An 11,585-nucleotide genomic window follows, 5' to 3' on the forward strand; every position below is an offset into this window, starting at 1 on the left:
GGCCGCCCAGGGCCCCCACTCGGCCCAGCGAATAGGCGGCTGCCTCGAGCCTCCGCTCGGCCTGGCGCGGGCTATGGACGGACTCCGTCCGACGGTGTCTTCTCGGCAGCAGTCAGTCCGCGGCGAGCTCCACCGGAACCGCGATCACGTCCACCATGGCGCCGTTGCGCAGCACCGTCACCGGCAGCTCTGCGCCGATCGCGTCCGTGAACAGCTGCCGCTGGATGCCTTGCGCGTCGCGCACTTCCGAGCGCCCGACGCTGAGCACCAGATCGCCGCGACGCAGTCCGGCCTCGTCGGCAGGGCCGCCGCGGATCACCTCGACGATCCGCACCCCGGCGGCTTGGCCGGTGCGTTCGGCGACCGGCTCGGGTAGCGGCGCGGGCACACCGACGAGCCCGAGGTAGGCGCGCCGGACCCGTCCCTCGCGATGCAGTGCGTCGATGATCCGGCGCGTGGTCGCGTTGATCGGAATGGCAAGACCTAGGCCGATTCCGGCAACCGCGGTATTTATCCCGACCACCCGGGCCGCCGAATCCGACAGCGCGCCACCGGAGTTGCCGGGGTTGAGCGCGGCGTCGGTCTGGATGACGTCCTCGATCACCCGTCCCGCGCGGCGGGAGGCGACCGGAACCGCGCGTCCGAGCGCGCTCACCACCCCGGCGGTGACCGAACCCGCCAGGCCGAGCGGGCTGCCGACCGCCACCACCAGCTGTCCGACCACCAACTGATCGGCATCCCCGAGCGTCACCGCGTCCGGCGCGCCGCCGCGTGCGCGCAGCACGGCCAGATCCGACAGCGGATCGATACCGCTCACCTCGAACCGGGACTCCACCCCGTCGGAGAAGACGACCTCTCCCGAGCGGGCCGAGCCGATGACGTGCGCGTTGGTCAGCAGGAACCCGTCGTCGGTGAACACGACCGCCGATCCATTTCCCCGCCTGGTCCGTACGCTTGCCACGTGCGGCGTCACCGACGCCGCCACCGCGATCACCGTGCGGGAGTAGGCATCCATTGCGGCGTTGTCCACGCCGACCACCACCCTGTTTGCCGGAATTGCACCACTGTGTCCAGAATGCCCCCGGGACAGGCGCGACGCACCGTGTTCGCCACAGGCGCAACCGCACTGTGGTGGACCGGGAGTGTCGCGGGCGTCAGCGGAACTAGGGTCGGCCCGAAATTCGCCTGGACCTTTTCGTCGCCGTCCGCAGGATGCCACCGGCCGTGAGCTGGGACGTGCCCCAATGAGGCGATCGCGTCCGAAGCGGTCATCCGCGACCGCGCGGCGCACTTCTCGATGAGCGGTCCACGACTCGGGGAGCTTGCGCATGTGTCGATTGACTTCCGCAGAATCGTCGCACGGTCGATCCGTTGCAGAGGCAGAGAGGTGCGCAGGAGCGGCGTCCGCCAGGACAGCGGATTGCCCTCATCCCGTGCCGACTACCCCGAACCGGTGGGGCGGGCTCAGCCTCCGGCTGCGCCGGGGCCGAGACCGTGGCCCACTGACCAACGTGCGAGCGCGGCGTCAACCAACCCGCGGTCAGGTGCACTGGTGTAAGCACCACGTGCGGTTGGGAGGTACCAACGCGCAGGGCTCGAGTGGGCTGGTGTAAGCGTTCGCCGGGGGCCGCTGTCGGCGTAGGCGCGGCGGTAGGGGCCGGTGCCACGGACCGGCCCCGCCCATGCCCAGGGACGTTACGCCGACGGCACCCGGTCGAGGAACCCCTGCACGCTCGCGATCCGGTCGTCCGCGGCGAGGGTGATCACGTCCGAACCCGCGACCGGTGCGCTGCCGTCGGCGAGCGAGACCAGTTCCCACGAGAAACGCGCGATGTCGTGGTGGCCGTCGACCGGGCCGAGAAGACGGAACTCGAAGCCGGGGAACTGCGCTTGCACTCCCCCGATGGCCGCCGCCAGCTGGTCGTGACCGGCGACGTCCGCGAGGGGGTCGGTGTACGCGCCGTCCTCGGTCCACGCGGCGGCGACCGCCTTCACCCTGGCTTCCTCATCGGTGGCATTCCAGGCGGCGAAGTACCGATCGACCGCATCCTGGTAGCGCGACATGATGAATCCTCCTGTGCCGTAATGGTTTTCGTCGTCCGAACCGGATCTCTCCGATCGGCTGCCTACTACCATGCCGTGCACCGGTCGCCGCGTCGATTACGCGCGAGGTAATGATTGCCGGACATCGGTGCCGCTACGACTCAGCGCAGCCAACCTTTCTTCTTGATGTAGGCGAGCGGGAGCGCCGCGGCCAGCAAGGTCAGCACGGTGGCGACCAGGAACCCGTACTGCCATTGCACGTCGGGCATCCACGTGTAGAGGGTGGCGATCAGCGTAGGCGGCAGGAAGATCGCGCTGATGGCGGTGAGTACCGTCACGATCCGGTGCTGCCGCAGCGCCGACCACGCCAGCACGGATTGCTGGAGATAGCGGACTTTGTCGTGCTGGATGCCCGCGTGCTGTTTCACACCATCGATGTCCGCGAGGAGGATGCCGATCAGCTCGTCCAGCTCGCGATGTCCGGGCTGCATGTCGGCGGCCAAGTGGCGTGCGGCGCGGGACAGTTGCAGCTGGGTCTCCTGGATACGGGCGACGCTCTGTTCGGCCGCATCCATCCGCGATATCGCGGCGCGCAGGTCGATCGCGCGGCCGCCCGTCGCCGTCTCGATCTCGTCGTGCACCTGCGCCAGGGTCGCGCTCATGGCGCGGATCACCCGTTCCGATGTCTCGTTCAGCGCCCAGAGCAGCGCGTACATCACCCCGTGCGGGGAGCCGGTGAGCTCGGGGTTGCGGCGCATCTTCGCGACCGCCCGGTCGAACGGGAGGAAATGCTCGGACGGCTGCAGCGTCACGAGGAACTCACTGCCGAGCGCGAAAACGATCGTCTCGCGTTCGATGGTCTCGCCGCGCTGATAGGTAGCGGCCACCGGGAAATAGAGAAAGTCGTCGGTCTCCCAGACCCGGTCGCCGGCGGCGGCGAAGTCGACGCCGAGCCGATCCCGGAGCACCGCAGCGGTGTCGGTGTCCGCTCTCGCCAGCGGAATCCAGTGCTGCTGGAGCACTTCGGTATCGAAGTGGTCGGCGGTCACGGCATCGAGGAAGATAGTCATCGGCCGCTACCCCGAGAAGGTCGAGCCCGACGAGAAGCCCGACCGCTCCTGCGGACACGCGCAGCGAATCGCCCGCGGCGCCAGATCCGACGGACGATACGAGGTTTCGGCTTTCTCGAGCAATGTGGCCATAATGAGGGCTCCAATACTTACTATCGTTCGGGGTGAGCGCGCCCCTCCCCCACCAGGGATGGGCGCGCCTGGACCGGCAGCGCCGCACGGATACCAGGGCAGAGCTCGCCGCCCCGCGTCCACTAGGGACGACCATGGAATTCCGTACCGCGCCGGACGATCAGGCCGGAACCGCCCGGCCATCGATCGCACGCACAGATCAACGACGAACCGGCACAACCAGTTCCGCGACGACGGCTCGCCGGTAGACCTCGATACTGTCATCCGGCATCTGCCGCTCACCTCGTTCCGTCGGTCGATCGACGCACGAATTGCGCCATCCATCATTAGAAACCCCCGGCCGGGGAACGTCAATCAGTTGACCAAGTATTCGACAGCGCGCCACCCACCGGAAATCTGCGGGCACCGGACAGGGGAACGACCTGCAGGACAACAGTTTTCAGTGAGACTGATGATGCGTGACACAACTCGGCCCGTCGGCAGCCCTGGTCGCCGAGCGGCTCCTCGCGCGGGTTCGCTCCCGGTTGATCGGCGCCGAAGCCGGATGCGGCTGGTTGTTCCAGATGCTCCCGGGCAGCATGGGCGCCGCACGCAGGTTTCTGCCGACCACTCCTACTCCTCCACATCCACCCCATAGCGACGGGCCAGCACGGCGAGACCGCTCGGATAGCCCTGTCCGACGGCGCGCAAGCGCCAGACATCGCCACGCAGATAGATTTCGGCGAGCAGCAGCGTTCGCTCCTCGGTGGCCGCATCCAGCGTCGCGCGGGCCACGACGCCCGCCTCGACACCGGGCGTCGCCTCGAACTCCAGGGCGCCGACGTCACCGAAGGTGACATCGGCGCCGTCCAAGGCGACGGCCAGCACGATCCGGCGAACGTGGCCGGGCAGATCCTCCAGGCGCAGTGCGAATGACTGCTCGTCGGGACCGTCGGCGCTCAATCGCGCACCGCGGGTCTCGGGCTGGTTGTAGAAGACGAAGTCCTCGTCGCCGGCGACCTGCTCGTCTCCGTCGACCAGGAACGCCACCAGATCCACCGCCCAGCTGCCGTTCTGCGTCCAGGACGTCCGGATCGTCCAGTCCGGACCATACTCGCCCACCGGAAGATCCATCACCTGGCCGCGAGCCAGCGCCACCGGCTCGGACGAGGCACGCGTCGCCGGGGACAACGCTGCGGGCGGGCGCTGCGCCGCCAGCAGGTCTTCGCCGTGCACGGGCAGGCCGAGCTCCACCGCCTTCGTGTAGCGACGGTCGCTGCGCCCGCCCGCCAGCACGAGCACGTCGGTCACCCTCGCGGACATGTTCACCGCCGCCGAGCCACCGAACTCGACGACGCGCGCCCGCGCATCGGCCGCCTGTTCGTGCGTTCCGCCGAGCACCAGCACTCGACGTCCCGCGAGAGGTCCGGAGGGACAGGCGAGCACGCGGCCCGTCAGCGTGCGCGACGAGGCATCCCGCCGCGATCGCTCGTCGGTGCGCCGACCCGGCTCGACGTGCTCCAGCAGCCGCAGGAACCTGCTCTCGCCGACAATCGGCGTGCCGACTTCGGTTGCCTTGCGCGCCTTGCCGGTCGACGAGTCGGGCGCGTTCGTAACCAGCACACTCGTCAGCCGGCTGACCGCGCTCATCACCTCGAGTCCAGCGGCTTCGGCGCGCGAGACCAGAATGTCCCGGTCGGTCGCGGTATCACCAGTGAAGGCCACCTTCATGCCCTGTACCAGTGAGCCGCCGGTATCGAGCCGCCCCGGATAGACATAGGGGCACGGCATTTTCGGGCCCGTACGCTCGGTCGGTAGACCCCACGCGCTCTGATAGTTCTCTTTCGGTGGGCAGCGCAGCAGCGGTGGTGCGATGCCGAGCCGAGCCGCGTCGGCCACCAGCGCGCGCAGCACACCGGCCAGCACGCGAGTGTCGTCCAGCGCGTCATGGGCCTTGGAGCGCGGCACGCCGTAGTAGGTCGCGAGAGTGTCGAGCTTGCAATCGGGTGTGGGCGGCGCGACGCGGCGCGCGAGGGCGAGCGTGCACAGCCGACGGCCCACCGGGATGTCGGCGCCGGACCTGCCGAATTCGCGGGCTAGGAATCCGTAGTCGAACTGTGCGTTGTGGGCAACCATCACGCGTCCGGACAACAGCACCGAAAGCGATTCGCACACCTGCTCGAATCGAGGTGATCCGCGCAGGGTCTCAGCGGTCAGCCCGTGTATGTGCACCGGCCCCGGGTCGCACCCCGGATCGATCAATGTGTGAAACTCCCTGGCGACTCGGCCGTCGGCATCCAACGCCAGCGCCGCCACCGACAACACCCGATGTTCCGCCGCCCGCAGTCCAGAAGTCTCCACATCGACAACGGTGTAGGCCCCGAAGCCCGGCGTGAAAGCCGCTTGGCGCACATTTGAATTCCCCTGCACGGCCAGGTCATCGGCGTGTAAGCGGCAAATGTTGCATCGAGCCCCGAACACAGCCGATTCGGGCCGGCTCGGCCCAGGCTGGGAACTTCGCGGCTTCCATGGCGAGCTATGGACTGTGCGTCGTGCTCATGCCGATCGACGATTTCCACAGTTCGCCGACCAGCGCCATGGAAGAGGGCCGCCAGGTACCCGAGTGCCTGCGCTGCTTGGTTTGCGAAGAGTCGAACGGTGGTCGGTAATCTCGAGCGCGTGAGTAGCTGGGTGCGCCGTAAGTTCCATAGAGTCGGGCGATTCGATCGGGCGGTCGGCGGCGCGGTCGCCGGGTTGCCTGCCTCGCTGGTCGACCACAGTCTGTTGCGGCTGACCAACAGCGCTGATTTCAGTGGGCTGTGGCTGATCTTCGCGGCGGTGCTGGCCACCCGAAAGGGCGCGACGCGGCGGGCGGCGCTGCGCGGCGTGGTTTCCGTCGCGGGCGCGAGTCTCACGGTCAACGCCGGCCTCAAGACACTCATCGCGCGGCGTCGACCGGCCGCCGAGCTGGTGCCCATGCACCGGCGATTGTCCCCTGCCCCGACGTCCTCGTCGTTTCCCTCGGGACACGCCGCCTGCGCAGCGGCGTTCGCCACGGCCGTCGCGCTGGAAAGTCCGCGCACCGCAGTGGTAGTCGCACCGCTGGCCGCCGCTGTCGCCTACTCGCGGGTGCACACCGGCGTGCACTGGAGCTCCGATGTGCTCGTCGGAGCGGCTGTCGGTTCCGGGATCGCCCTGGCCACCCAGCGCTGGTGGCCGGTGCGCGAATCCGACGAGGCGCAGGCCCGCCCGGTTCGCGAGGTACCCACGCTAGTGGAAGGCAAAGGGCTTGTGGTGATGGTGAATCCGGTGTCCGGTGATCCGAACTACGACCCCACTGCCGACATCGTCGCCGCTCTGCCCGCCGCCACGGTGCTGCGCACCGAACGCGATCTCGACTGTGCCGAACAACTCGAGCAGGCCATCGCCGAGCACACCGAGCCGGTGCTCGCGGTCGGCGTCGCCGGTGGCGACGGCACGGTGGCCGCCGTGGCCGCGGTCGCACTGCGCCACCAATTGCCGCTGGTCGTCATCCCCACCGGCACACTCAATCACTTCGCTCGCGACCTCGGCGTCTATGACCTGCGGGAGGTGATCGACTCCACCGGTGTCGGCGAGGCGGTCGCGGTCGACATCGCCAGCGTCGAATACGACGACGAGACTGGTTCGCGCACTCGTTATCTGATCAACACCGCGAGCCTGGGCACCTACCCGGACCTGGTGCAGCTAAGGGAGAAATGGCAGCAGCGCTGGGGCAAATGGCCCGCCTTCGCCGCCGCGCTCGTGGTCACCCTGCGCCGGGCCGAACCGATCGAGATCTACCTCGACGGACGCTGGCAGCGGGTGTGGTTCCTGTTCGTCGGCAACGGCCCCTACCACCCGCACGGTGCCGTACCCGCTTTCCGAGACCGGCTCGACGCCGGACTGCTCGACATACGCTGGCTGCGTGCCGATCTGCGTTGGTCGCGTACGCGGGCCGTCCTGGCGCTTCTCCTGGCCGCGATCGGTCACAGCAAGGTCTACGGCGAGCGTCAACTAACCGAACTGTATGTGCAATTGCCAACCCCGGAGGCGCTGGCCACCGATGGCGAGGTGATCGGCAAAGCCACCCGCCTGCGCTTCGCCATCGCAGGCCAGCTCGCGGCCTACCGCCGCGACGAATCCAATCCCCTCTGGGCCGACCGGACCCGTCCCCACCACCGCCGGTCCCCCTGGCTCCGCGACGCATTTCGCGCCCGCTGAACTGCCGCTTCGCACCGGGACAAACCTGCACCCTTACACGCAACGGCCCTGCCTCGGATGCACTCTCCGACAGGGCATTCAGTACCTCGATCCGATGCCGTGTGCCGGTCTGGTCGGTGGCCGCATTGTCGAGGCTTCAGCACCAGTGGATGATGATGGGCGGCGTTGACGAACCGACGACTCGAAGAGGCGACATGAAGACCAGGCTCAACTGCCCCTGCGGCGAACACATCACCGGCGTGGACGAGGACGATCTCGTCGAGAAGACGCAAGCCCACCTCGCCGCGAACCACCCCGGCCACGACTACTCACGGGACGAAATCCTCTTCATCGCTTACTGAGGGTTGAAGCCCCAGCACCTGAGCACCTCGTTATCAGTTGTCCGGAAGTGAGGTTCGCGACGGTGTGAGCGACGTGCCGGTTCGGCTCGACAACCTCGTGTGCCGAGATGCGGTGGCGCACGAGGTAACGCGTTCCGCCGAAATCGCCACCGGCTGCCACGAGAAGAAGGTATCGGTACCCGACCCGGTAGACCACTAATTCAGTTGACCTCGACCATGCGTCAATGTTTAGTGTCGGCGGTCATGACGATCACCGTTCTCGATACCTACTCGGCTATGCGGCAGATCCTGCGGGCTCCGGCCGCGGATCGCGCCGCCATGCTGCACACCATGCTCGAGCCCGTCAGCGGCATGTACCGCTACTTCCCCGGGGACGTCGACCTCGTCGACATGCACCGGCTAGGGGCCGGATTCCCTCTCGACCGCGACGAGGACCGTTGCCTCGACGCACTCGAGACGCTGGCGGCGGCCGATGCCTGGGAGCGAATGCAGCGCGCTCTGGACGATGCGCTCGCCACGCAGTCGGCGGCGACGCCGGGACTCGAGGTCCCGGACATCACCGTGCTGTTCGTGCTCGGCGACCCCGGCGATGCCCACTTCATGGGTCCCAGCCTCGGCATCACCGGAAACGGCGGGATGTCGGGCTTCATTCTCATCACGCTGTGGCCCTACCCCGAGAATGTGGAGCGGCTGGAGGCCACCGCCGTCCACGAGCTCAACCACAACCTGCGCTACAGCCCGGGCGGGGTGGTGTGGAACCCGACGACCGTCACGGTCGGCGAGCACGTGGTCTCCGAAGGCCTGGCCGATGCGTTCGCCCGCCAGCTCTACGGCGACAACCTCGGCTACACCCGCATCGGCGTCCCACACCTACGCGACGAGGCGGTCTTCGCCAAGGTGGTGTCGGGCCTCGGCGTGACCGGTATGCAGAACTTCACCGCCTGGGTGCACGGCGACGCTATCGCGGAACGCTTCGGCGTTACCCCCGTGGGCTTGCCCACCGGGGCCGGATATGCCGTCGGGAACAGGATTGTCGACGCCTACCTGGCAGCGACAGGGCAGACCGCGGCCCAGGCCCTGCACGCCGACAGCTCGGAGATCATTGCTACCGCGCTCCAGCGCGCGAGCTGATCACCTTCCCGGCTGCCCGCCGCACAGCTGTAGCCATCAGCCACCACGATCGATCTGTCCCATCCAGTCGTACGGACTGCACCTCGGCGCGGTAACGCGCCGATGAGTTCGTCGGTCTCGTGCCGTCTCAACCGGTATGACGACACCCACAATCGGCAGTCTGCTGTTGTCCAGCACCGATCCGACGCGCCTGCGTGACTGGTATGCCACGGCGTTCGCGCTGAAGGTCGATCGCACGCCCGGCGATCCCGGCTACGATGTCCTGGACTTCGGCGGCTTCTACGTACTGATCGACAGTCGCGCCGACGTCGGCGACAAGAACCCCGAGCCGGGCCGGATGATCCTGAACGTCGACGTGGACGACGCCCGCGCGGTAGTCGATCGGATCGATGACCTCGGAGGCCGGTGGCTGGCCGAACTCGAAGACCGCGACGGCAGTCTGTTCGCGGCCGCGATCGACCCCGATGGTAACTACCTTCAACTCATTCAGCTGAGCCCGCAGCATCGGGCCGCGATGACCGAGAGGACATAGTGATGCTTGCCGACAGCGACGCGTTCAGCGGGTTCTCGGTGGACGATATCGAGGCAGCCAAGACGTTCTACGCCGAGACATTAGGCCTGCGGGTCTCCGAAGAGAACGGGATGCTCAACCTGCAGCTGGGCGGCGGGGGCACGGTCCTGGTGTACCCGAAACCAGACCACACCCCAGCGACGTTCACGATATTGAACTTTCCGGTGCCCGACATCGAGGCGGCCGTCGACGAGCTCGTCCGCCGCGATGTGCGTTTCGAACGCTACGACTTCGCCGAGCAGGACGAGAAGGGCATCCACCGGGGCGGCGGTCCGCTGATCGCCTGGTTCACCGATCCCGCGGGCAATGTCTTGTCCGTCTTGCAGCAGTAGCATTTCGCACCGAACGGCATACGCGGCCCGTTCGCATCGAGGTGCGACGGGCCACGTAGCCGCAATGCACGCTCATGCGCACGTTACGTGGGTCGGTCTCAGACCGTGACCACCACCTTGCCGCTGGCGTGGCCGGCTTCTTGGTATTCGATGGCCGCTGAAATTTCGCCGAATGGGTAGCATCGGTCGATCACCGGGGTTACCTTGCCTGCCTCGATCAACTCGGTCAGCGTGACCAGGTCCTGTTGTTTGCCTCGGTGTCCGACCGTGTCCGCCGATACCGCTCGCCGCGCGGTCGACGCAGCCCGAGGCCACCCGGCATCAACCGGGCGATCAACGGCCCACCCCTGAGGTGGTGGGTTGCGCTGCGGCCGGATAGCGGTCAATGGTGCGGCCTTACGTTGTACGATCACGGCGAGGAAGGGAGGACGCCCGTGGCCGCTCGAGCCGAACCGGGACCCGAGCCCCGTGTCCGGCTCAGCCGAGAGCGTGTGCTCCGGGCCGCGATCGGGATCGCCGACGAGCACGGCATCCAGTCGGTGACCATGCGCCGCCTCGGCGAAGAACTCGGCGCCGAGGCGATGTCGCTGTACTACCACGTGGCAAAAAAGGACGACCTCCTCGACGGCATCGTCGATCTCGTCGCCCGAGAGATCAACGACGCCGTCGAAAAGATGGACATCGTGCCGCCGGCAGCCGACTGGAAGACATCGGTCCGGCAGCGCATCCTCACCGCGCGTGAGGTGCTGCTACGCCACCGATGGGCTCCGGGTTTGTTCGAAACACGAACCACCGTCAGCCTCGAGGTGCTGCGCTACTACGACGCGCTGCTCGGCCTCATGCTGGCGGGGGGATTCTCCTACGATCTGGCCCACCACGCGATGCACACGCTGGGCAGCCGGGCATTGGGATTCACCCAGGAACTGTTCGACCCCGGTGACACCGGCGCCGATTCCGAGACCGGCGCCGATCTTGCCGCGATGGCCGAGCAGTTGCCGAATATCGTGGGAATGCTGTCGGAGATCACCCACGACGACCCCGACTCGACATTGGGTTGGTGCGACGATCAAACCGAGTTCGAATTCGGCCTCGACTTGATCCTCGATGGTTTGGACAGAATGCGCGCCGGCCATCAACAGAAGTGAACAGGCAAGCAACCGACGACCGACCCATCAGTCGGCAACAGACGGAATTCGTTCGGATCAAGGTTATTCGCAGGCAATTCCATCATTGTCGCGGTCGAGTTTGGAACTGTAGCCGGGCTCGCCCCGGCGCAGTGGTGCCGCGCCCGCCGCCCGGGCAGCCGCGCAGTTCGGGTAGTACACGTTGGGCGCGGGCGCCGGTGGCGGGGTCGCGGCAGGGGCAGGTGCGGCGGGCGGCGGTGGAGCGACGACAGCAGGCGGAGTTGTCGGGACAACGGCTGCGGGAGGCGGCGCCGGTGCGGTTGTCGTGGAAGTGGTCGTCGGCGCGCTCGGGGACGATGTGGCCGGGGTGGTGGTCGTCGGAGTGGTTGTGGCGGCTGACGCGCTGGTGGCGCGGGTAGAGGTCGTCGATGTGGACGCGGCGTCGGTATTGCAGGCGGCAGCGCCGATCGATGCTGCGGCGATGACGGTGGCGATGATCGCGGTGCGTCGCGCTGATACAGCCATGATTTCCTGTTCTCGGAGTAAACGTGCGACTGAGTGATGGTTGACGGACCTATTCCCCGACCGGCCGTCGCGCTGGAACCATCGTTCTTCCCGAA

At 67.4% G+C, this 11,585-nt stretch carries 13 protein-coding genes; 7 read left to right on the top strand and 6 right to left on the bottom strand.

Features of this window, described 5'->3' with window-relative positions:
* Window positions 1-112: 112 nt before the first annotated feature.
* From IU459_RS21755 to IU459_RS21770, 4 genes are all read right to left on the bottom strand, one after another.
* Window positions 113-1,015 (bottom strand): S1C family serine protease, encoded by a 903-nt coding sequence (locus IU459_RS21755; RefSeq protein WP_195131475.1) that lies wholly within the window; start codon window positions 1,013-1,015, stop codon window positions 113-115.
* Between the two features lie 680 nt (window positions 1,016-1,695).
* The gene (locus IU459_RS21760; protein ID WP_195131399.1) at window positions 1,696-2,064 is read right to left on the bottom strand and encodes a nuclear transport factor 2 family protein; all 369 of its coding nucleotides are present in this window, start codon (window positions 2,062-2,064) and stop codon (window positions 1,696-1,698) included.
* Between the two features lie 140 nt (window positions 2,065-2,204).
* Window positions 2,205-3,113, bottom strand: coding sequence for a CorA family divalent cation transporter (locus IU459_RS21765; protein ID WP_195131400.1), 909 nt, complete (start codon window positions 3,111-3,113; stop codon window positions 2,205-2,207).
* A gap of 744 nt (window positions 3,114-3,857) precedes the next feature.
* Window positions 3,858-5,636, bottom strand: coding sequence for a TerD family protein (locus IU459_RS21770; protein WP_324198972.1), 1,779 nt, complete (start codon window positions 5,634-5,636; stop codon window positions 3,858-3,860).
* 267 nt (window positions 5,637-5,903) lie between these two features.
* Between IU459_RS21770 and IU459_RS21775 the strand changes: the two genes are divergently transcribed.
* The 5 genes from IU459_RS21775 (at window position 5,904) to IU459_RS21795 (ending at window position 9,841) form a co-directional block, all read left to right on the top strand.
* A complete protein-coding gene (locus tag IU459_RS21775) occupies window positions 5,904-7,466 on the top strand; it encodes a bifunctional phosphatase PAP2/diacylglycerol kinase family protein (protein ID WP_324198973.1) in 1,563 nt (520 codons plus the stop codon).
* A gap of 194 nt (window positions 7,467-7,660) precedes the next feature.
* Complete coding sequence (locus IU459_RS21780) at window positions 7,661-7,807, top strand: DUF1059 domain-containing protein (protein ID WP_195131403.1); 147 nt, start codon at window positions 7,661-7,663, stop codon at window positions 7,805-7,807.
* A gap of 243 nt (window positions 7,808-8,050) precedes the next feature.
* Complete coding sequence (locus IU459_RS21785) at window positions 8,051-8,938, top strand: DUF2268 domain-containing protein (protein ID WP_195131404.1); 888 nt, start codon at window positions 8,051-8,053, stop codon at window positions 8,936-8,938.
* Between the two features lie 136 nt (window positions 8,939-9,074).
* A complete protein-coding gene (locus tag IU459_RS21790; RefSeq protein WP_195131405.1) occupies window positions 9,075-9,470 on the top strand; it encodes a VOC family protein in 396 nt (131 codons plus the stop codon).
* A 2-nt stretch (window positions 9,471-9,472) separates the two neighbouring features.
* Window positions 9,473-9,841 (top strand): VOC family protein, encoded by a 369-nt coding sequence (locus tag IU459_RS21795; protein ID WP_195131406.1) that lies wholly within the window; start codon window positions 9,473-9,475, stop codon window positions 9,839-9,841.
* A 98-nt stretch (window positions 9,842-9,939) separates the two neighbouring features.
* Here IU459_RS21795 and IU459_RS21800 read toward each other — a convergent pair whose 3' ends face one another.
* On the bottom strand, window positions 9,940-10,368 hold the full coding sequence (locus IU459_RS21800) for a zinc-binding dehydrogenase (protein WP_324198974.1): 429 nt from the start codon (window positions 10,366-10,368) through the stop codon (window positions 9,940-9,942).
* Here IU459_RS21800 and IU459_RS21805 point away from each other — a divergent pair.
* Window positions 10,276-10,986: a TetR/AcrR family transcriptional regulator C-terminal domain-containing protein gene (locus IU459_RS21805; RefSeq protein WP_324198975.1), complete on the top strand. Its 711-nt coding sequence runs from the start codon at window positions 10,276-10,278 to the stop codon at window positions 10,984-10,986. The genes IU459_RS21800 and IU459_RS21805 overlap by 93 nt on opposite strands.
* A 63-nt stretch (window positions 10,987-11,049) precedes the next feature.
* Here the strand turns inward: IU459_RS21805 and IU459_RS39750 are convergent, their stop codons facing one another.
* Window positions 11,050-11,166, bottom strand: coding sequence for an excalibur calcium-binding domain-containing protein (locus IU459_RS39750; protein ID WP_324198976.1), 117 nt, complete (start codon window positions 11,164-11,166; stop codon window positions 11,050-11,052).
* A 124-nt stretch (window positions 11,167-11,290) separates the two neighbouring features.
* On the opposite strand from IU459_RS39750, the gene IU459_RS39755 reads away from it, so the two are divergent.
* The gene (locus IU459_RS39755; RefSeq protein ID WP_324198977.1) at window positions 11,291-11,527 is read left to right on the top strand and encodes a hypothetical protein; all 237 of its coding nucleotides are present in this window, start codon (window positions 11,291-11,293) and stop codon (window positions 11,525-11,527) included.
* Window positions 11,528-11,585: the final 58 nt, after the last annotated feature.

It is taken from the genome of Nocardia amamiensis, assembly GCF_015477605.1.
Taxonomy (GTDB): domain Bacteria; phylum Actinomycetota; class Actinomycetes; order Mycobacteriales; family Mycobacteriaceae; genus Nocardia; species Nocardia amamiensis_A.

Bases quoted from the DNA above. Each gene is read 5' to 3' on its own strand.
- IU459_RS21755 (WP_195131475.1), bottom strand. From the start codon at position 1,015: ATGGATGCCTACTCCCGCACGGTGATCGCGGTGGCGGCGTCGGTGACG.
- IU459_RS21760 (WP_195131399.1), bottom strand. From the start codon at position 2,064: ATGTCGCGCTACCAGGATGCGGTCGATCGGTACTTCGCCGCCTGGAAT.
- IU459_RS21765 (WP_195131400.1), bottom strand. From the start codon at position 3,113: ATGACTATCTTCCTCGATGCCGTGACCGCCGACCACTTCGATACCGAA.
- IU459_RS21780 (WP_195131403.1), top strand. From the start codon at position 7,661: ATGAAGACCAGGCTCAACTGCCCCTGCGGCGAACACATCACCGGCGTG.
- IU459_RS21785 (WP_195131404.1), top strand. From the start codon at position 8,051: ATGACGATCACCGTTCTCGATACCTACTCGGCTATGCGGCAGATCCTG.
- IU459_RS21790 (WP_195131405.1), top strand. From the start codon at position 9,075: ATGACGACACCCACAATCGGCAGTCTGCTGTTGTCCAGCACCGATCCG.
- IU459_RS21795 (WP_195131406.1), top strand. From the start codon at position 9,473: ATGCTTGCCGACAGCGACGCGTTCAGCGGGTTCTCGGTGGACGATATC.